Source organism: Pantoea conspicua (assembly GCF_002095315.1).
Classification (GTDB): domain Bacteria; phylum Pseudomonadota; class Gammaproteobacteria; order Enterobacterales; family Enterobacteriaceae; genus Pantoea; species Pantoea conspicua.
In genome coordinates this window covers 50,681-70,639 of sequence record NZ_MLFN01000006.1, presented here as the reverse complement: position 1 = coordinate 70,639, position 19,959 = coordinate 50,681, and the positions used below count along the sequence as shown (strand labels likewise).

The window sequence follows — 19,959 nt, the reverse complement described above, 5'->3', positions numbered from 1 at the left end:
TACCCGCTACACTAAAATTAACCCTACAGACTGAAGCGATTTAGCTGGAAAGCGGGGCATCATTTGTTAATAATATGATGCAGGTGTGAAATAATGTTTGGATACTTTTGTCAAAGTTGACAAAAGGTTATAGAAAGGAGTAAAAAACCCCATAAAATTGCTGCTTATTTAAGAATAACAGCGACATTTAAAAGGTTTTTATCCTTCCCTTGAATCGATGTGGTCAGTTTGCTGCGGGAAACGCGTGCAGGATGCCAGCGCCACTTTTGATGAGTAAGCAATGAGTATGTCAACTACCACCGAAATCATCGCTCAGCATTGGGCGTTTATCGTCTTTATCGTCATCGCATTTGGCCTGTGTGCTTTCATGTTGACCGGAGGATGGCTGCTTGGCGGCAGAGCGCGCGCGCGTCATAAAGACACGCCGTTCGAGTCGGGCATTGAGTCAGTAGGCGACACCCATATCCGCCTGTCGGCCAAATTCTATCTGGTTGCGATGTTTTTCGTCATCTTCGACGTCGAAGCCCTCTTTTTATACGCATGGGCGACCTCAATCCGTGAAAGCGGCTGGGTCGGCTTTGTGGAAGCCGCAATTTTCATTTTGGTGCTCCTGGCGGGCCTGGTCTATCTGGTACGCATTGGCGCACTCGATTGGGCTCCTGCTCGTCGCCGCGTCGTGGTTAAAACCACCACGATCAGTCACACCAATCCTCACAAGCAGTAAAAGAGAGGCAATAAGATGGACTATACGCTCACCCGCATAGACCCGAACGGTGGTGAGAACGACCGTTATCCTCTGCAAAAGCAGGAAATCGTCAGCGATCCGCTGGAGCAGCACGTTCATCGCAGCGTTTACATGGGCAAACTCGAAAATGCCCTGCACGACATGGTGAACTGGGGGCGTAAAAACTCCCTGTGGCCTTACAACTTCGGCCTCTCTTGTTGTTATGTAGAGATGACGACCTCGTTTACCGCCGTGCATGACGTGGCACGTTTTGGTGCTGAAGTTATGCGCGCCTCACCGCGTCAGGCCGACTTTATGGTGATCGCCGGTACGCCATTTACCAAAATGGCCCCGGTGATTCAGCGTCTGTATGACCAGATGCTGGAGCCGAAATGGGTGATCTCAATGGGTGCCTGCGCGAACTCCGGCGGCATGTATGACATCTATTCCGTGGTGCAGGGCGTGGATAAATTCCTGCCGGTTGATGTGTATATCCCTGGCTGCCCGCCGCGCCCGGAAGCCTATATGCAGGCGCTGCTGCTATTGCAGGAGTCGATTGGCAAAGAGCGTCGTCCGCTGTCGTGGGTGGTTGGCGATCAGGGTGTTTACCGCGCCAACATGCAGTCCGAGCGTGAGAGAAAACGCGGTGAGCGCATTGCGGTCACTAACCTGCGTAGCCCGGACGAAGTGTAAGTTAACCGTATGGATGGCAAAACGCGCCTGCAGCAGAACATCACAATTTAATGCATGGCCCCATCCTGACGCCTTCATTTGAGTGCCTGAGACCAGGCCGGAATGGTGAGTAACGTATGACAGATTTGACCACGCAAGATCTCGCTCAGCCTTCATGGCAAACCCGTGATCACCTTGATGACCCGGTGATCGGCGAGTTGCGTAACCGTTTTGGGCCGGATGCCTTTACCGTTCAGGCGACCCGCACCGGGATTCCGGTGGTCTGGGTGAAGCGTGAACAGCTACTGGAAATCACCGGGTTCCTGCGTAAACTACCCAAGCCCTACGTCATGCTGTATGACCTGCATGGCATGGATGAGCGTTTACGCACCCACCGCGCAGGCCTGCCTGCCGCGGATTTTTCCGTTTTCTATCATCTGCTGTCGATTGAACGCAATCGCGACATCATGCTCAAGGTAGCGTTATCTGAAAATGATATGCACCTGCCGACCCTCACCCGTCTTTTCCCGAATGCCAACTGGTATGAGCGTGAAACCTGGGAGATGTTTGGTGTGACCTTCGATGGTCACCCGCACCTGACCCGCATCATGATGCCGCCGACCTGGGAAGGTCACCCGCTGCGCAAGGATTACCCGGCGCGCGCCACAGAATTTGATCCGTTTACGCTGACCAAACAGAAAGAAGATCTGGAGATGGAGGCGCTGACCTTCAAGCCGGAAGACTGGGGAATGAAGCGCAGTACCGCTAATGAGGACTTCATGTTCCTCAACCTCGGTCCTAACCACCCGTCAGCGCACGGGGCTTTCCGCATCATTCTGCAGCTGGATGGCGAAGAGATTGTCGACTGCGTACCTGACATCGGTTATCACCATCGCGGTGCCGAAAAGATGGGTGAACGTCAGTCGTGGCACAGCTACATTCCTTACACCGACCGCGTCGAGTATCTCGGCGGTTGCGTTAATGAAATGCCTTACGTGCTGGCGGTGGAGAAACTGGCCGGTATCGTGGTGCCGGATCGCGTTAATGTGATCCGCGTGATGCTGTCAGAACTGTTCCGCATCAACAGCCATCTGCTCTACATTTCGACCTTTATTCAGGACGTCGGTGCCATGACGCCGGTGTTCTTTGCCTTTACCGATCGCCAGAAAATTTATGACGTGGTTGAAGCCATTACTGGCTTCCGTATGCACCCGGCCTGGTTCCGCATTGGTGGCGTGGCACACGACCTGCCGAAAGGCTGGGAACGTCTGCTGCGTGACTTCCTTGACTGGATGCCGAAGCGCCTCAAGGAATATGACAAAGCCGCGCTGCGCAACAGCGTGCTGGTGGGTCGTTCCAAAGGGGTTGCCGCGTACAACATGGAAGAAGCGCTGGCGTGGGGCACCACCGGTGCGGGTCTGCGCGCCACCGGTCTCGACTTTGACGTGCGTAAATGGCGTCCGTACTCCGGCTACGAAAACTTCGACTTCGAAATCCCGACCGGTTCAGGCATCAGTGATGCGTACAGCCGCGTCCAGCTGAAGATGGAAGAGATGTGGCAGTCACTGCGTATCCTGGAACAGTGCCTGAACAACATGCCGGAAGGTCCGTTCAAAGCCGATCACCCGCTGACCACGCCGCCGCCGAAAGAACGCACATTGCAGCACATTGAAACGCTGATCACCCACTTCCTGCAGGTCTCGTGGGGCCCGGTAATGCCGGCCAACGAATCCTTCCAGATGATTGAAGCGACCAAAGGGATCAACAGTTACTACCTGACCAGCGACGGCAGCACCATGAGCTACCGCACCCGCGTGCGTACGCCTAGCTTCCCGCATCTGCAGCAGATTCCATCCGTGATCCGTGGCAGCCTGGTATCCGACCTGATCGTATACCTCGGTAGTATCGATTTTGTTATGTCAGACGTGGACCGCTAATTATGCACGATCAACACATTGCCATTAAAACGATCGACCCCAACGAGGTCTTCGTGCTGAGCGCGGAAGAGCATCACGCCATTGAGCACGAAAAACACCACTACGAAGATGCGCGTGCCGCTTCAATCGAAGCGCTGAAGATCGTGCAGAAAGCGCGCGGCTGGGTGCCGGATGGCGCGATCCACGCCATCGCTGAGGTGCTGGGTATTCCGGCCAGTGACGTTGAAGGTGTAGCGACATTTTATAGCCAGATCTTCCGTCAGCCGGTCGGCCGTCATGTGATCCGCTACTGCGACAGCGTTGTCTGTCACATCACCGGTTATCAGGGCATTCAGGCGGCGCTGGAACAGAATCTGAATATCAAACCGGGCCAGACCACAGCGGACGGACGCTTCACGCTGCTGCCAACCTGCTGTCTGGGTAACTGCGATAAAGGGCCAACGATGATGGTGGATGAAGATACCCATGTGCATCTGACGCCAGAAGGCATCGCCACTTTGCTGGAGCAGTATCAATGACATTGAAAACTATCATTCGTACTGCTGAAACCCATCCACTCACCTGGCGGATGCGCGATGACAAGCAGCCGGTGTGGATTGATGAATACCGCAGTAAAAACGGCTATGCCGGTGCTGAAAAAGCGCTTAACAGCATGTCGCCTGATGAAATCGTGGCGGCGGTGAAAGACTCTGGGCTGAAAGGGCGTGGCGGTGCAGGCTTCTCCACCGGGCTGAAGTGGAGCCTGATGCCGAAAGATGAGTCGATGAACATCCGTTATCTGCTGTGTAACGCCGATGAAATGGAGCCAGGCACCTATAAAGACCGCCTGCTGATGGAGCAGATGCCGCACCAGCTGGTGGAAGGGATGCTGATCAGCGCCTTCGCACTCAAGGCTTACCGTGGCTACATCTTCCTGCGCGGCGAATACATTGAAGCGGCGGTGCATCTGCGTCGGGCGATTGCAGAAGCGACCGAAGCGGGCTATCTCGGTAAAAACATTCTCGGCACCGGTTTTGACTTCGAGCTGATTGTTCACACCGGTGCGGGCCGCTATATCTGCGGCGAAGAGACGGCGCTGATTAACTCGCTGGAAGGCCGTCGTGCTAACCCGCGTTCCAAACCGCCGTTCCCGGCGAGCGCGGGCGCATGGGGTAAACCGACCTGCGTCAACAACGTGGAAACGCTGTCAAACGTGCCGGCCATCCTGGCTAACGGCGTCGACTGGTACAAAGGGATCTCGAAAAGCGACGACGCCGGTACCAAGATGATGGGCTTCTCTGGTCGGGTGAAAAATCCTGGCGTCTGGGAACTGCCGTTCGGTATTACCGCACGTGAAATCCTGGAAGATTATGCTGGCGGGATGCGTGACGGACTGCGCTTTAAAGCCTGGCAGCCTGGCGGGGCAGGGACCGACTTCCTGACCGATGAGCACCTGGATCTGCCAATGGAGTTTGCCAGCATTGGTAAAGCGGGCAGCCGTCTGGGTACGGCGCTGGCGATGGCGGTCGATCACGAAATCAATATGGTTTCGCTGGTGCGCAATCTCGAAGAGTTCTTCGCCCGTGAATCGTGCGGCTGGTGTACGCCGTGCCGTGACGGTTTGCCGTGGAGCGTGAAAATTCTGCGTGCGCTGGAGCAGAAACAGGGTCAGCCAGGCGACATCGAAACCTTACTGCAACTCTGCCGTCAGCTCGGTCCGGGTAAAACCTTTTGCGCACACGCGCCGGGTGCGGTTGAGCCGTTGCAGAGTGCGATTAAGTATTTCCGTGAAGAGTTTGAAGCCGGCATGGCGCCGCAGGTGTTCGGTAATACCCGCGCGATTGGCGGGATTCAGCCAAACCTGCTGAAAGCGCGCTGGTAATTCACCGCAGGATACGGAATCAGGCCTGGTGCCGCCGCCCCGACAATCGTCAGTGTGTCGGGGCAAGAATATGATTAACGCTCGTTTCTGACGAGCCTTACGGAAGCATGTCACTATGGCTACAATCCATGTAGACGGTAAAGAGTATGATGTGAACGGAGCGGACAACCTGCTACAGGCGTGTCTCTCTCTGGGCCTTGATATTCCTTATTTTTGCTGGCATCCGGCGCTGGGAAGCGTTGGGGCCTGCCGCCAGTGCGCGGTAAAGCAATTCCAGAATGCCGAAGATACCCGCGGTCGTCTTGTCATGTCCTGCATGACACCGGCTTCTGATGGCACATTTATCTCCATCGATGATGGCGAAGCGAAAGAGTTCCGCGAAAGCGTGGTGGAATGGCTGATGACCAACCATCCGCACGACTGCCCGGTATGTGAAGAGGGCGGTAACTGTCACCTGCAGGATATGACAGTGATGACCGGCCACAGCTTCCGCCGTTATCGCTTCACCAAGCGTACTCACCGCAATCAGGATCTTGGCCCGTTCATTTCCCATGAGATGAACCGCTGTATCGCCTGTTACCGCTGCGTGCGTTACTACAAAGATTATGCTGACGGCAAAGATCTGGGTGTTTACGGTGCGCACGACAACGTCTATTTCGGTCGCCCGGAAGATGGCACGCTGGAGAGCGAATTCTCCGGTAATCTGGTTGAGATCTGCCCGACCGGCGTATTTACCGATAAAACCCACTCCGAACGCTATAACCGTAAATGGGATATGCAGTTTGCGCCGAGTATCTGCCAGCAGTGCAGCGTCGGCTGTAACACCAGCCCGGGTGAGCGTTACGGTGAACTGCGCCGTATTGAGAACCGCTACAACGGCACGGTAAACCACTATTTCCTGTGTGACCGTGGCCGTTTTGGTTATGGCTATGTCAACCGCAAAGATCGTCCTCGTCAGCCAATGCTGCTGCGCGGCAACGACTGGGTGACACTCAACGCAGAACAGGCAGTGAATGCCGGCGCGGATCTGCTGCGTCAGGCGAAAAAAGTGATTGGTATCGGTTCGCCACGCGCCAGCATTGAAAGTAACTTCGCATTGCGTGAACTGGTTGGCGCAGAAAACTTCTCCACCGGTATGCCGGCTGGCGAACAGGCCCGACTGGAACTGATGCTTAAGGTGCTGCGTGAAGGCGGGATCTACACGCCGTCGCTGCGTGAAATCGAAAGCTACGATGCGGTGCTGGTGCTGGGTGAAGATCTGACCCAGGTTGGCGCACGCGTGGCGCTGTCTGTGCGTCAGGCGGTAAAAGGCAAAGCGCGCGACATGGCGGCGGCCCAGAAAGTGGCAGACTGGCAGATTGCGGCGATCCTCAACATCGGTCAGAACGCCAAACATCCGCTGTTTATTACCAACGTTGATGAAACCCGTCTGGATGATATCGCGGCATGGAGCTATCGCGCCCCGGTTGAAGATCAGGCGCGACTCGGTTTTGCCATCGCCAATGCGCTGGATGAAACCGCTCCGGCAGTGACCGACTTCGACAGCAAGCTGAACGGCAAGATGGATGTCATCGTGCAGGCGCTGGCCGGTGCGAAAAAACCGTTAATTATCTCCGGGACCCACTCCGGCAGCAGCGCGATGATCGAAGCGGCAGCCAACGTGGCGAAAGCGCTGAAGGCGCGCGGTGCCGATGTCGGGCTTACGCTGCTGGCGGGACACGCCAACAGCGTAGGTCTTGGCCTGATGGGCGGCAATCCGCTGGAGAGTGCGCTGGAGCAGCTGAGCAGCGGTGAAGCCGATGCGCTGGTTGTGCTGGAAAACGATCTCTATCGTCACGCACCGAAAGCGCTGGTTGATGCGGCACTGGCACAGACCACCAACGTGATTGTGGTCGATCATCAGCGCACCGCCACGCTGGAGAAAGCCGGTCTGGTGTTATCGACCGCCAGCTTCGCCGAAAGTGACGGGACCTCGATTAACCACGAAGGCCGCGCACAGCGTTTCTTCCAGGTTTACGATCCCTCCTACTATGACAACAGCATTGTGATGCTGGAAAGCTGGCGCTGGCTGCATTCGCTGCACAGCACGCTGGAAAGCCGTCACGTCGACTGGACGCAACTGGATCACGTGATTGATGCGGTAGTGAGTCATCTGCCACAGCTGGCCGGCATTAAAGATGCGGCACCGGATGCCAGCTTCCGTATTCGCGGACAGAAACTGTCGCGTTCACCGCACCGTTCCAGTGGCCGTACCGCCGCGCGCGCCAATATCAGCGTGCACGAACCGCGTCAGCCGCAGGATCAGGACACCATGTTTGCCTTCTCGATGGAAGGGAACAACCAGCCAGGCGCACCGCGCTCGCAGATTCCGTTTGCCTGGGCTCCGGGCTGGAACTCGCCGCAGGCGTGGAACAAATTCCAGGTCGAAGTGGGCGGCAAACTACGTAATGGCGATCCGGGCGTCCGCCTGTTTGAAGCCAGCGCAGCCCAGCTGCCATGGTTCAGCAACGTCCCTGCGGCGTTCGTCAGTGAAGCGCAATGGCGCGTGGCCCCGTATTACCAGCTGTTTGGTAGTGAAGAGATGTCACAGCGTTCACCGGTGTTCCAGCAGCGTATGGCGCAGCCGATGCTGGTGATTAACCCGGATGATGCGGCGAAACTGGGCGTCAACAATGGTGCTGCCGTGGAGTTCACCTGTGCCGGTGAAACGGTGCGTCTGCCGGTCCGTTTCTCTGCATCACTGCAGGCGGGACAGATTGGTCTGCCGTTGGGCATGCCGGGCGTACCGCCGTTCCTGGCGAACGGTAAAATCGACAAACTGCAGGAGGCGGCGCAATGAGCTGGTTAACACCGGATGTTATCGACATTCTGCTGGCCATCGGTAAAGCCATCGTCATTCTGCTGGTGGTTGTGGCCTGTGGCGCGTTCATGAGCTTTGCCGAGCGTCGTCTGCTCGGCCTGTTCCAGAACCGTTACGGACCGAACCGGGTAGGCTGGGGCGGCTCGCTGCAGCTGGTAGCGGATATGATCAAAATGTTCTTTAAAGAGGACTGGGTCCCGCCGTTTACCGACCGTTTTATTTTTACCCTGGCACCGGTTATCGCTTTTGTATCGCTGCTGCTGGCATTTGCCATTGTGCCGGTTTCGCCAACCTGGATGGTCACGGACCTGAATATCGGTCTGCTGTTCTTCCTGATGATGGCGGGCCTGGCGGTTTACGCCGTGCTGTTCGCTGGCTGGTCGAGTAACAACAAATACTCGCTGCTGGGTGCGATGCGTGCTTCTGCGCAGACCCTGAGCTACGAAGTGTTTCTCGGACTGTCGCTGATGGGCGTGGTCGCGCAGGCGGGCTCGTTCAACATGAACGATATCGTTAACAGCCAGACCCATTTGTGGAACATCATTCCGCAGTTCTTCGGCTTCGTGACCTTCTGTATTGCGGGCGTTGCGGTGTGTCACCGTCACCCGTTTGACCAGCCGGAAGCGGAACAGGAACTGGCCGATGGTTACCACATCGAATATGCCGGTATGAAGTTCGGCCTGTTCTTCGTCGGCGAATATGTGGCGATTACCACCGTTTCAGCGCTGATTGTGACACTGTTCTTTGGTGGCTGGCATGGCCCATTCCTGCCGCCGTTCATCTGGTTCGCCCTGAAAACGGCGTTCTTTATGATGATGTTCATCCTGATTCGTGCTGCGCTTCCGCGTCCACGCTATGACCAGGTGCTGTCGTTCGGCTGGAAAGTGTGTCTGCCGTTGACGCTGTTGAACCTGCTGGCGACCGCCGCAGTGATTCTCTACACAGCGCAGTAAGGGGTTAACAAATGACTTTAAAAGATATTGTCGTTGGCTTTGGCACGACAGTGCGCAGTATCTGGCTGATTGGCCTGCACGCCTTCGCCAAACGTGAAACGCAGATGTACCCGGAAGAGCCGGTTTATCTGCCACCACGCTATCGCGGCCGCATCGTGTTAACCCGCGATCCGGATGGCGAAGAACGTTGCGTGGCCTGTAACCTGTGCGCCGTGGCCTGTCCGGTCGGCTGTATTTCGTTGCAGAAAGCAGAAACCAAAGATGGTCGCTGGTACCCGGAGTTTTTCCGCATCAACTTCTCACGCTGCATTTTCTGCGGCATGTGTGAGGAAGCCTGTCCGACCACGGCGATTCAGCTGACGCCCGATTTTGAACTGGGTGAGTTCAAGCGTCAGGATCTGGTGTATGAGAAGGACGATCTGCTGATCTCGGGTCCGGGTAAATATCCGGAATACAACTTCTACCGCATGGCGGGTATGGCGATTGACGGTAAAGATAAGGGCGAAGCGGAAAATGAAGCCAAGCCTATCGACGTCAAAGGCTTATTACCTTAAGGAGCAAGGCATGGAATTTGCGTTTTATCTTTGCGGGCTGGTGGCGGTGCTGACGACGTTGCGCGTCATTACCCACACTAATCCGGTACATGCGTTGCTGTACCTGATCATTTCGCTGCTGTCGATTGCGGGCGTCTTCTTCTCGATGGGTGCCTATTTTGCCGGCGCGCTGGAGATCATCGTCTACGCCGGTGCGATTATGGTGCTGTTCGTCTTCGTGGTGATGATGCTGAACCTGGGCAAACAGACGGAGAAGCAGGAACGCGAATGGTTGAGTCCGTCACTGTGGATTGGACCTGGCCTGGTGTCGCTGCTGCTGCTGGTGGTGATGGTTTACGCCATCCTCACCGCCAACGATCAGGGCATTGACGGCACCATTATCGACGCGAAAGCGGTCGGTATCAGCCTGTTTGGTCCTTACGTGCTGGCGGTGGAACTGGCTTCCATGCTGCTGCTGGCGGGTCTGGTGGTGGCGTTTCACGTCGGTCGTGAAGATCGTCAGGGTGAAGTGCTCAGCAACCGCGTTTCTGACGCCGCGCAAGCGAAAAAGGAGAATGCATGATCCCGTTACAACATGGATTGATACTTGCTGCCGTGCTGTTCGTCCTCGGACTGACTTCGCTGGTGATCCGCCGCAACCTGCTGTTTATGCTGATCGGCCTTGAGATCATGATCAACGCCGCCGCGTTAGCGCTGGTGGTGGCCGGGAGTTACTGGGGTCAGGCCGATGGACAGGTAATGTATATCCTGGCGATCAGCCTGGCCGCAGCCGAAGCCAGTATTGGCCTGGCGCTGCTGCTCCAGCTCTATCGTCGTCGTCAGACGCTGAACATTGACACTGTGAGCGAGATGCGCGGATGAATCTTCTCTATTTAACAGTACTGTTTCCGCTAATCGGCTTCCTGCTGTTAGCGTTTTCCCGTGGTCGCTGGTCAGAAAACCTGTCGGCCGCGATTGGTATGGGATCGGTAGGACTGGCAGCGCTGACCACGGTGATGGTCGGCGTCGACTTCTTCGCCAACGGTCAGCAGGCTTATACTCAGGCGCTCTGGACCTGGATGCATGTCGGCAACTTTGACATGAAGGTCAATCTGACCCTGGACGGCCTGTCACTGACCATGCTGTCAGTAGTCACCGGTGTCGGTTTCTTTATCCACATGTTCGCCTCCTGGTACATGCGCGGTGAAGAGGGTTACTCGCGTTTCTTCGCCTATACCAACCTGTTTATCGCCAGCATGGTGGTTCTGGTGCTGGCCGATAACCTGATGCTGATGTATCTCGGCTGGGAAGGGGTAGGGCTCTGCTCTTACCTGCTGATCGGCTTCTACTACAGCAATCCGGACAACGGCAAAGCGGCGATGAAAGCGTTCATCATCACCCGTGTCGGCGATGTGTTTCTGGCGTTCGCGCTGTTCATTCTCTACAACGAACTGGGCACGCTGAACTTCCGCGAGATGATGGAACTGGCACCGGCGCACTTTGCCGCAGACAACCACATGCTGCAGTGGGCGACGCTGATGCTGCTGGGTGGCGCGGTCGGTAAATCGGCACAGCTGCCATTACAGACCTGGCTGGCCGATGCGATGGCCGGTCCGACACCGGTTTCGGCACTGATTCACGCCGCGACCATGGTGACCGCGGGTGTCTATCTGATTGCCCGTAGTCACGGTCTGTTCCTGCTGACGCCGGAAGTGCTGCATCTGGTCGGCATTATCGGGGCGATTACCCTGGTACTGGCTGGCTTCGCCGCACTGGTGCAAACCGATATCAAACGCGTACTCGCTTACTCCACCATGAGCCAGATTGGCTACATGTTCCTGGCGCTGGGCGTCCAGGCGTGGGATGCGGCGATTTTCCACCTGATGACGCACGCCTTCTTTAAAGCGTTACTGTTCCTCTCCTCCGGTTCAGTGATTCTGGCCTGCCATCACGAGCAGAACATCTTTAAGATGGGCGGCCTGCGTAAGAGCATCCCGCTGGTTTACACCTGCTTCCTGGTGGGCGGCGCGGCACTGGCGGCACTGCCGCTGATTACCGCAGGCTTCTACAGTAAAGATGAGATCCTGTTTGGCGCACTGGCTAACGGTCACATCAACCTGATGGTTGCCGGCCTGGTGGGCGCTTTCCTGACCTCAATCTACACCTTCCGCATGATCTTCATCGTGTTCCACGGCGAAGAGAAAATTCATGCGCATGCCGGTAAAGGCATTACCCATCATCTGCCACTGATTGTCCTGCTGCTGCTCTCTACCTTCATCGGCGCGCTGATTACGCCGCCACTGGCTGGCGTGCTGCCGGCCAATGAATTTGGTGAAGCGGGTAAAGTGGGACTGGAAATCACCTCTGGCGTGGTCGCTATCGTCGGCATTCTGATTGCTGCCGCGTTGTGGCTGGGCAAACGTGAGCTGGTAACGAAGATCGCCAACAGCGCACCGGGCCGTTTCTTCGGTACCTGGTGGTTCGCGGCCTGGGGTTTCGACTGGCTCTACGACAAAGTGTTCGTCAAACCTTACCTCGGTATCGCGTGGCTGCTGAAACGCGATCCGCTGAATGCCCTGATGAACCTGCCTGCGCTGTTCTCACGTATCGCCAATAAAGGTCTGGTGGTGAGTGAAAACGGGTATCTGCGCTGGTATGTCGCGTCAATGAGTGTCGGTGCCGTAGTGGTGCTGGCCCTGATGCTGGTGATTTAAAGATTGATGAGCGGGGCAGGTTGTTTAACTTGCCCATTGAGAATGTCAAAAGTTGTCTCAGGTAAGGGCGTTATCGTCGACGTCAGTTTCATCACCGCCAGCGCACAGCAACCGGAGCATACTAAAGTATGTGAGGATTGCGAGCACTGCCGGGGATGAAACTGGCGAGTAAGATAGCCCGAACATAGACAAAAAAAAGGGAAGTGTGCCGTGTTATTACCTTGGCTAATTATCATACCCTTCGTCGGTGGTCTGATTTGCTGGCTGACCGAGCGCCTTGGCGCGAAGGTGCCACGCTGGATCGCGCTGATTACCATGGGGCTGACGTTGGCGCTTTCGCTGCAACTCTGGTTGCAGGGAGGCTATTCACTGACGCAGGCAGCGGGCATTCCGCAGTGGCAGTCAAGTTTCTCCGTACCCTGGATTCCACGCTTCGGCATCAGTTTCCATGTCGCCATCGACGGTCTGTCGCTGCTGATGGTAGTGCTGACCGGCCTGCTCGGCCTGATGGCGGTGCTCTGCTCCTGGAATGAGATTTCAAAGTATCAGGGCTTTTTCCACCTGAATCTGATGTGGATTCTGGGTGGCGTGATCGGGGTGTTCCTTGCCATCGATATGTTCCTGTTCTTCTTCTTCTGGGAAATGATGCTGGTGCCGATGTACTTCCTCATCGCGCTCTGGGGTCATAAAGCCTCTGACGGTAAAACCCGTATTACTGCCGCCACCAAATTCTTCATCTATACCCAGGCGTCAGGTCTGGTGATGCTGATTGCGATTCTGGGACTGGTTTTCGTCCACTACAACGCCACCGGCGTCTGGACCTTTAACTACGAACAGCTGCTGAAAACGCCGATGTCGAGCGGTGTCGAGTATCTGCTGATGCTGGGCTTCTTTATCGCTTTCGCGGTAAAAATGCCGGTGGTACCGCTGCATGGCTGGCTGCCGGATGCGCACAGCCAGGCGCCAACCGCCGGTTCGGTGGATCTGGCTGGTATTCTGCTGAAGACCGCGGCTTACGGTTTACTGCGCTTCAGCCTGCCGCTGTTCCCGAACGCCTCTGCCGAGTTTGCGCCGATTGCCATGTGGTTAGGCATCATCGGTATTTTCTACGGTGCCTGGATGGCGTTCTCTCAGACCGATATTAAACGTCTGATCGCTTACACCTCGATCTCCCACATGGGCTTTGTACTGATTGCGATCTACACCGGCAGCCAGCTGGCGTTCCAGGGTGCGGTGATACAGATGATCGCGCACGGCCTGTCAGCCGCCGCACTCTTCATCCTGTGTGGTCAGCTGTATGAGCGTCTGCATACCCGTGACATGCGTCAGATGGGCGGTTTGTGGTCCCGGATTAAATGGATACCAGGCCTGTCGCTGTTCTTTGCTGTGGCTAACCTCGGGATGCCGGGCACCGGTAACTTCGTCGGCGAATTTATGATTCTGACCGGCAGCTTCCAGGTGGTGCCGGTGATTATCGTCATCGCGACCTTTGGTCTGGTGTTCGCCTCGGTCTACTCGCTGGTGATGATGCAGCGCGCTTACTACGGCGAAGCGAAATCTAAAGATCCGCTGCCGGGCATGTCGCCGCGTGAGTTTCTGACTATCGGGGTACTGGTGGTGCTGCTGGTGCTGCTGGGCGTCTATCCACAGCCGATTCTGGATACTTCGCACGCTGCCATGAGCAATATTCAGCAGTGGTTTACCGCTTCAATTTCAACTACAAGGCCGTAATTCGCCATGACAATAACTCCTCAACAATTGATCGCGTTGCTGCCGCTGTTAATCGTCGGATTGACGGTGGTGGTTGTGATGCTGTCCATTGCCTGGCGACGCAACCACTTCGTTAACGCCACGCTAACGGTGGTGGGCCTGAACCTGGCGCTGCTGTCACTCTACTTTGTCGGCCAGGTCGGGGCGATGGATGTCACACCGCTGCTGCGGGTTGATGGCTATTCCATCTTTTATACCGCGCTGGTTGTACTGGCGAGTCTGGCAACCTGTACCTTTGCTTATCCATGGCTGACGGATTTCCCCGACAACAAAGATGAGTTCTATCTGCTGGTGCTGATTGCGGCACTCGGTGGCATCGTGCTGGCCAGCGCTAACCATCTGGCCGCGCTGTTCATCGGCATTGAGCTGCTGTCACTGCCGCTGTTTGGTCTGATCGGCTACGCCTTCCGGCAGAAACGTTCACTGGAAGCGGCACTGAAATATACCATCCTGTCGGCGGCGGCTTCGTCGTTCCTGCTGTTTGGTATTGCGCTGATTTACGCTGATTCCGGTAACCTCAGCTTTGTGACGCTTGGCAAGAGCCTGACCGACAGCATGATTCAGGAGCCGCTGCTGCTGGTGGGCCTGGGCATGATGATTATCGGTCTCGGCTTTAAACTGTCGCTGGTGCCGTTCCATCTCTGGACGCCCGATGTTTATCAGGGTGCGCCTGCGCCGGTTTCTACTTTCCTGGCGACTGCCAGCAAAATTGCGATTTTCGGCGTGATCATGCGTCTGTTCATGTATGCACCGGTGACAGATAGTGAAGCGGTGCGGACCGTGCTGGGCGTGATTGCATTCGTCTCGATCCTGTTCGGTAACCTGATGGCGATTTCACAGAGCAACATCAAGCGTCTGCTGGGTTACTCTTCAATCGCTCACCTCGGTTACCTGCTGGTAGCGCTGATTGCAGTGAAAGATCATCAGCTGTCGCTGGAAACAGCCGGGGTTTATCTGGCCGGTTACCTGTTCAGCAGCCTCGGCGCGTTTGGCGTGGTGAGTCTGATGTCCAGCCCGTACCGTGGCCCGGACGCCGATTCGCTTTACTCCTATCGCGGTCTGTTCTGGCATCGTCCGATCCTGTCAGCCGTGATGACGGTGATGATGCTGTCACTGGCCGGTATCCCGATGACACTCGGCTTTATCGGTAAATTCTACGTTATCGCCTCGGGCGTCAGTGCACACCTGTGGTGGCTGACCGGTGCCGTGGTCGCGGGCAGTGCGATTGGTCTTTACTACTATCTGCGCGTTACGGTGAGCCTCTACCTCAGCCCGCCGGAACTGCATACCCGCGATACGCCGGCTAACTGGGCCTTTACCGCTGGCGGCGTGGTGGTGCTGATCTCAGCGATTCTGGTGCTGCTGTTAGGGGTCTACCCGCAGCCGCTGATTACGCTGGTGCAGATGGCCCAGCCGCTGATGTAAGTTCGACCCTTACCGAACAATCAGGCCTGCGGGCCTGATTTTTTTTGCCTGTAATTTACCTGCCGCGCGGCGGGGATCTGTTTCGCCACAGGCTGATCCGCTAAAGTGAACAAGCTGACAAGGAGAAAGTATGGACATAATCTGGCGGGATAAACATCATCGTGACCTGACCACCACCGAGCTGTATGCGCTGCTGGCACTGCGCTGTGCAGTGTTTGTGGTTGAACAGCAGTGCGTCTATCTGGATGTGGATGGGCAGGATTTGCAGGGTGACAACCGTCATCTGCTGGGGATGCACAATAACCAGCTGGTCGCCTATGCGCGGCTGCTGGCCCCGGTTGATACGTCCAGCCCGGTAAAGATCGGCCGGGTGATTGTGTCAGATAGCGTGCGAGGCGCCCGGCTGGGCAACCGCCTGATGACTGAGGCGCTGGCGAGCTGCCAGCAGCACTGGCCGGGACGGGATCTGTTTCTCTCCGCGCAGGCGCATCTGCAGGCGTTCTATAGCCAGCACGGCTTTGTACCGATCGGTGAGACTTACCCCGAAGATGGCATTCCGCACATTGATATGCAGAAAGCCGCCACGACAGGATAAAAAAAGGCGAGGCCAGTGCCTCGCCTTACGGACTTAGCCCGGCGTCATCTGCCGGTCATCAACATATTTGCGCTGGTCCGGTGCCGGCGGGAAGTACTGATAAAGCCAGGTTTCGCTAAGGGTCTCCTCCTTGCTGCGCAGGAACAGACGCATCTCCACCGGCTGGGTGGAGTCACTGTTCGGATACCAGTCAAACAGAATACGGTAGCCTTTCAGCGGATCCACGTAGAGGATCTCAACCTGCTTCACGCTGCCGGAAGAAACGGTGATCACCGGTTCAATCCCTTTCGGCGCGGCAGCCTGCAGATCGCCACCAATAAAGTCGATGGCAAAGCGGCGACACCAGGTTTCCGGGAAGTGCTCGCCCGGAGCCCAGCCTTCCGGGAAGCCGCCAATACCGGTACGGGTGGCATCGACGCGCGCCAGACCGCTGCGAACCGGCGGCAGACCACTCCAGTAGAGCTTGTAGGAGAAGTTCAGCTCGCTGCCTGCCTTCACCGGCTCAGCCGGCTGCCAGAAGCAGACGATGTTATCCAGCGTCTCTCCGGTGGTGGGGATCTCCATCAAATTGATCGCGCCTTTACCCCATTTACCGACCGGCTCCACCCACAGGCTTGGGCGTTTGTCATACCAGCCAATCACATCCTGATAATCTTTGAAGTCGTGATTAAGCTGCAACAGACCAAAACCGCGCGGGTTCTCGTCTTCATAAGCATTAAACTGCAGACGCTGTGGGTTGTTGAGCGGACGGGCAATCCATTCGCCTTTTCCGGTCCACATCGCCAGCCGATCGGAGTCATGAATCTGTGGATGGTAGGTGTTGCACATGCGGCGTTCGTTGGTGCCACAGCTGAACATGCTGGTCATCGGCGAGATGCCGATCTGGCGGATCTCTTTACGGGCAAACAGGTGGTTTTCCACTTCCATCACCACGCGTTTCTCTTCGCAGTGGATGATGAACTTGTAGGCGCCGGTCAGGCTGGCACCATCCAGTAAGGCGTAACAGGTGAAGGTGGTGTCTTCCGCTTTCGGGGTTTCAAACCAGAAGGCGGTGAAATCCGGGAACTCTTCCTGGCCATTGCTGAAGGTGTTAACGGCCACGCCACGCGCCGATAAACCGTACTGGAAGGTGTCATCCACGGCACGGAAGTAGCTGGCACCCAGGAAGGAGACGATGTCGCGACGCGCCAGTTCCGGCTTTTAAACGCCCGGAAACCGGCGAAGCCGAGATCGGTTTTTCCTTCCAGCTGTTGCGTATCAACGTGCGCATTGTTGTAGTTGAACAGCTCAGGTCGGAAGTGAATTTCGCGCGCCTGGCGGCTTTCACCATCAACCGAGAACATGCGGATACGCCGTTTGAAGCCCATGCCGACGTGGAAGAACTGGACGTCAAGTTCACGGTCGGGAATGTTGTTCCACAGTGAATGGCTGGCGTCATACTGAATTTCGTTATAGGCCTGCGGCGTCAGCGTGGCCAGCGTTTGGGGCAGCGCGCCGGGCGCACCACTCCAGGGTTGTTTCGCCAGCGCGGCTGCATTCTTCTTCAATACGTCGAAATCGAAGCGTACTGCGGTTCCGTCAGCAATGCCATCTTCTGCCCAGGCGGATTGCGCAAACAGCGTTGACAGGCCGGTCATGCCGCTGACGGCGGAGAAGGCCATTGACGCTTTCATAAACATTCTTCGATTCATGCCAGAGATCATTCCTTAGCTGTTCGAGTTTGTCGTGACTGTCGTGCGGGATGCACTTTCATGGCCCGATAATCACAGGCAACAGGAGGATACGACAGTCCGGTTACGGTAAAATTCACTCCGAAGAAAATTTATCAGATTAATCAAAGAAGCGAAGCGAAATTCGGTGTTTGCCCCTGCGTCTTACACTTCTTTGCGAAAGCGTAGCGGATATCCCGGCGATTTGTCTGGCGTTAGCAAATGAAATATCAGGTGATTCCTGGGGCGGTAAAACGGCAGAGCGCCAGATTGTGGCTATAGTTAAGGGACTGCTTTGCAATTCACACGGAGGAAATGATGGTAAATCAGACTGATCAATTCGAAACCAACCTCGATGACGATATTACGCTGCTGACCGAAACGCTGGAAGAAGTGCTGAAGTCTTCAGGCGATCCGGCGGATCAAAAATATATCGAGCTTAAAACCAAAGCGGAACAGGCGCTGCATGACGTTAAAGCCCGTGTCAGCCAGGCGTCCGACAGCTATTACTATCGTGCTAAACAAGCGGCCTACCGTGCCGATGATTACGTGCATGAGAAACCGTGGCAGGGAATCGGTATCGGCGCCACTGCCGGTCTGGTGCTCGGCCTGCTGCTGGCGCGTCGCTAATCATCCAGACGGTACCCTGACAGCACAGTGATGATAAAAACGGCGGGCGATCCCCGCCGTTTTCGTTGCCGTTTTTGCCGCGCCACGCTGAAAGCCGTTATCAGCGAAACTCCCATCGTGCCACCGGCGCGCGACTTCTCCGCGGTCACACCCTCAGCCAGACTCCTTCTGTTCAGTCCCGCCTGCGTTCAGCGGGGATTGATGCTGATTGTGTTTTAGCCGCGGACTTCCTACAGTAAAGCGACCGGCATAAGGAGAACCAACGTGATCAGAGTCGAGATGCTTTCAACCGGGGATGAGGTGCTGCATGGCCAAATCGTCGATACCAATGCGGCCTGGCTGGCCGATATTTTATTCCAGCAGGGATTACCGATGACCAGCCGCACCACGGTGGGCGATGCCCTTGATTCGCTGGTGAGCACGCTCCAGGCGCGCAGTCATGAGGCGGATGTGCTGATCGTCAATGGCGGGCTGGGACCCACCAGTGACGATCTCAGCGCGCTGGCCGCCGCGCAGGCCTGCGGTGTCGAGCTGGAGCTGCAAACGGACTGGCTGGAACAGATGGAAGCCTGGTTTGCCAGCCGCGGACGAGTAATGGCGGCCAGTAATCGGAAACAGGCGGAGATCCCGGCGAATGCCGAACTGATTGATAATCCGGTCGGCACCGCCTGCGGCTTTGCCCTGCAGTTGAATCGCTGCTGGATGTTTTTTACCCCCGGCGTGCCGTCTGAATTCAAAGTGATGGTCGAGCAGCAGATCATTCCGCGTCTGAAAGCGAAGTTTTCCCCGCCTGAACCGCCGCTCTGTCTGCGTCTGACCACTTTTGGTCGTGGCGAAAGCGATCTGGCCGCGGAGCTTGAGCCACTGGCGTTACCGGAAGGGGTGGTAATGGGTTACCGCTCTTCAATGCCGATCATTGAGATCAAACTCACCGGCCCTGCCAGCCAGCGCGTGGCGATGGAACAGGTATGGCAGCAGGTGCGCCTGCAACTGGCAGAATGCACTATCTTTGAAGGTACGGAGGGGCTGCCGGCGCTGCTGGCACGTGAGCTGGAGCAGCGCGGTGAGCAGCTGGCGGTGAGTGAGCAATACACCGCCGGGCTGCTCTACTGGCAACTGGCAGCTGCCGGCGTGCCGCTGCGTGGCGCTGACATCTTTCCACCCCAACAGGAGACGCTGGAGCAGCAGGTGACCCGCACCCGCGAACTTGCTGCACAGCAGCAGGCAGCGCTGGCGCTTTCTATTGGCAGCCTGGAACAGGAAGAGATTTCAGTGGCGCTGCATACGCCGGATGGCAGTGTTGGTCAGCGCGTAAAATTCAGCACCGGTCGCCATAACCTGGAGACGCGGCAGAAGGTGGTGGCGATGATGGCGATGAACATGCTGCGCCGCTGGTTACACGGCAGTGAAGTCAGCACCGGTCACGGCTGGATTGATGTGGTTGAAACCGTCAGGCAGTGATATCAGTGAAAACAAAACGGGCGCCTGAGGCGCCCGTCCTGGATGTGACTGCGAATTAACCCCATACAGCGTCATTCTCGCAGCAATAAATTAGCTCAAAGCGCAGGGAACACGG

General features: G+C 56.5%; 16 protein-coding genes and 1 pseudogene. 16 read left to right on the top strand and 1 reads right to left on the bottom strand.

Annotated elements, in window-relative coordinates:
* Positions 1-280: 280 nt before the first annotated feature.
* From HA41_RS04170 to HA41_RS04105, 14 genes are all read left to right on the top strand, one after another.
* A complete protein-coding gene (locus HA41_RS04170) occupies positions 281-724 on the top strand; it encodes an NADH-quinone oxidoreductase subunit A (protein WP_031376237.1) in 444 nt (147 codons plus the stop codon).
* Positions 725-739: 15 nt separating this feature from the next.
* Entirely contained in the window at positions 740-1,417 is a 678-nt protein-coding gene (locus HA41_RS04165) for a NuoB/complex I 20 kDa subunit family protein (protein ID WP_009089012.1), read from the top strand.
* 116 nt (positions 1,418-1,533) lie between these two features.
* Positions 1,534-3,333 carry an NADH-quinone oxidoreductase subunit C/D gene (gene nuoC / locus HA41_RS04160; protein WP_094119707.1) on the top strand — a complete coding sequence of 600 codons (1,800 nt, stop codon included), beginning with the start codon at positions 1,534-1,536 and terminating at the stop codon, positions 3,331-3,333.
* Between the two features lie 2 nt (positions 3,334-3,335).
* Entirely contained in the window at positions 3,336-3,851 is a 516-nt protein-coding gene (gene nuoE, locus HA41_RS04155; RefSeq protein WP_046288191.1) for an NADH-quinone oxidoreductase subunit NuoE, read from the top strand.
* Positions 3,852-3,853: 2 nt separating this feature from the next.
* Positions 3,854-5,194 carry an NADH-quinone oxidoreductase subunit NuoF gene (nuoF, locus tag HA41_RS04150; protein WP_208612741.1) on the top strand — a complete coding sequence of 447 codons (1,341 nt, stop codon included), beginning with the start codon at positions 3,854-3,856 and terminating at the stop codon, positions 5,192-5,194.
* Between the two features lie 115 nt (positions 5,195-5,309).
* Positions 5,310-8,033 carry an NADH-quinone oxidoreductase subunit NuoG gene (gene nuoG / locus HA41_RS04145; protein WP_094119705.1) on the top strand — a complete coding sequence of 908 codons (2,724 nt, stop codon included), beginning with the start codon at positions 5,310-5,312 and terminating at the stop codon, positions 8,031-8,033.
* Complete coding sequence (gene nuoH / locus HA41_RS04140) at positions 8,030-9,007, top strand: NADH-quinone oxidoreductase subunit NuoH (RefSeq protein ID WP_046288193.1); 978 nt, start codon at positions 8,030-8,032, stop codon at positions 9,005-9,007. Before nuoG ends, nuoH begins: the two co-directional genes overlap by 4 nt.
* A gap of 11 nt (positions 9,008-9,018) precedes the next feature.
* A complete protein-coding gene (nuoI, locus tag HA41_RS04135; RefSeq protein WP_031376232.1) occupies positions 9,019-9,561 on the top strand; it encodes an NADH-quinone oxidoreductase subunit NuoI in 543 nt (180 codons plus the stop codon).
* Positions 9,562-9,571: 10 nt separating this feature from the next.
* Positions 9,572-10,123: an NADH-quinone oxidoreductase subunit J gene (gene nuoJ, locus HA41_RS04130; protein WP_031376231.1), complete on the top strand. Its 552-nt coding sequence runs from the start codon at positions 9,572-9,574 to the stop codon at positions 10,121-10,123.
* The gene (gene nuoK, locus HA41_RS04125) at positions 10,120-10,422 is read left to right on the top strand and encodes an NADH-quinone oxidoreductase subunit NuoK (protein WP_003854236.1); all 303 of its coding nucleotides are present in this window, start codon (positions 10,120-10,122) and stop codon (positions 10,420-10,422) included. Before nuoJ ends, nuoK begins: the two co-directional genes overlap by 4 nt.
* Entirely contained in the window at positions 10,419-12,254 is a 1,836-nt protein-coding gene (gene nuoL, locus HA41_RS04120) for an NADH-quinone oxidoreductase subunit L (RefSeq protein ID WP_094119704.1), read from the top strand. Before nuoK ends, nuoL begins: the two co-directional genes overlap by 4 nt.
* Before the next feature lie 210 nt (positions 12,255-12,464).
* The gene (gene nuoM, locus HA41_RS04115) at positions 12,465-13,985 is read left to right on the top strand and encodes an NADH-quinone oxidoreductase subunit M (RefSeq protein ID WP_094119703.1); all 1,521 of its coding nucleotides are present in this window, start codon (positions 12,465-12,467) and stop codon (positions 13,983-13,985) included.
* A gap of 6 nt (positions 13,986-13,991) precedes the next feature.
* Positions 13,992-15,449 carry an NADH-quinone oxidoreductase subunit NuoN gene (nuoN, locus tag HA41_RS04110; RefSeq protein WP_031376228.1) on the top strand — a complete coding sequence of 486 codons (1,458 nt, stop codon included), beginning with the start codon at positions 13,992-13,994 and terminating at the stop codon, positions 15,447-15,449.
* Between the two features lie 130 nt (positions 15,450-15,579).
* Complete coding sequence (locus HA41_RS04105) at positions 15,580-16,044, top strand: GNAT family N-acetyltransferase (protein ID WP_094119702.1); 465 nt, start codon at positions 15,580-15,582, stop codon at positions 16,042-16,044.
* A gap of 33 nt (positions 16,045-16,077) precedes the next feature.
* Here the strand turns inward: HA41_RS04105 and HA41_RS04100 are convergent.
* Positions 16,078-17,735: pseudogene (locus HA41_RS04100) on the bottom strand (glucan biosynthesis protein D).
* A gap of 336 nt (positions 17,736-18,071) precedes the next feature.
* On the opposite strand from HA41_RS04100, the gene elaB reads away from it, so the two are divergent.
* Together elaB and HA41_RS04090 are read left to right on the top strand one after the other, a co-directional pair.
* Positions 18,072-18,383 carry a stress response protein ElaB gene (elaB, locus tag HA41_RS04095; protein ID WP_031376225.1) on the top strand — a complete coding sequence of 104 codons (312 nt, stop codon included), beginning with the start codon at positions 18,072-18,074 and terminating at the stop codon, positions 18,381-18,383.
* Between the two features lie 264 nt (positions 18,384-18,647).
* Positions 18,648-19,844 (top strand): nicotinamide mononucleotide deamidase-related protein YfaY, encoded by a 1,197-nt coding sequence (locus HA41_RS04090; RefSeq protein WP_094119701.1) that lies wholly within the window; start codon positions 18,648-18,650, stop codon positions 19,842-19,844.
* Positions 19,845-19,959: the final 115 nt, after the last annotated feature.

Excerpts from the sequence above, each read along its gene's own strand:
- HA41_RS04170 (WP_031376237.1), top strand. The coding sequence starts at position 281 with ATGAGTATGTCAACTACCACCGAAATCATCGCTCAGCATTGGGCGTTT.
- nuoI (WP_031376232.1), top strand. The coding sequence starts at position 9,019 with ATGACTTTAAAAGATATTGTCGTTGGCTTTGGCACGACAGTGCGCAGT.
- HA41_RS04105 (WP_094119702.1), top strand. The coding sequence starts at position 15,580 with ATGGACATAATCTGGCGGGATAAACATCATCGTGACCTGACCACCACC.
- nuoJ (WP_031376231.1), top strand. The coding sequence starts at position 9,572 with ATGGAATTTGCGTTTTATCTTTGCGGGCTGGTGGCGGTGCTGACGACG.
- nuoG (WP_094119705.1), top strand. The coding sequence starts at position 5,310 with ATGGCTACAATCCATGTAGACGGTAAAGAGTATGATGTGAACGGAGCG.
- nuoN (WP_031376228.1), top strand. The coding sequence starts at position 13,992 with ATGACAATAACTCCTCAACAATTGATCGCGTTGCTGCCGCTGTTAATC.
- elaB (WP_031376225.1), top strand. The coding sequence starts at position 18,072 with ATGGTAAATCAGACTGATCAATTCGAAACCAACCTCGATGACGATATT.
- nuoE (WP_046288191.1), top strand. The coding sequence starts at position 3,336 with ATGCACGATCAACACATTGCCATTAAAACGATCGACCCCAACGAGGTC.
- nuoL (WP_094119704.1), top strand. The coding sequence starts at position 10,419 with ATGAATCTTCTCTATTTAACAGTACTGTTTCCGCTAATCGGCTTCCTG.
- nuoK (WP_003854236.1), top strand. The coding sequence starts at position 10,120 with ATGATCCCGTTACAACATGGATTGATACTTGCTGCCGTGCTGTTCGTC.
- nuoC (WP_094119707.1), top strand. The coding sequence starts at position 1,534 with ATGACAGATTTGACCACGCAAGATCTCGCTCAGCCTTCATGGCAAACC.
- nuoH (WP_046288193.1), top strand. The coding sequence starts at position 8,030 with ATGAGCTGGTTAACACCGGATGTTATCGACATTCTGCTGGCCATCGGT.
- HA41_RS04165 (WP_009089012.1), top strand. The coding sequence starts at position 740 with ATGGACTATACGCTCACCCGCATAGACCCGAACGGTGGTGAGAACGAC.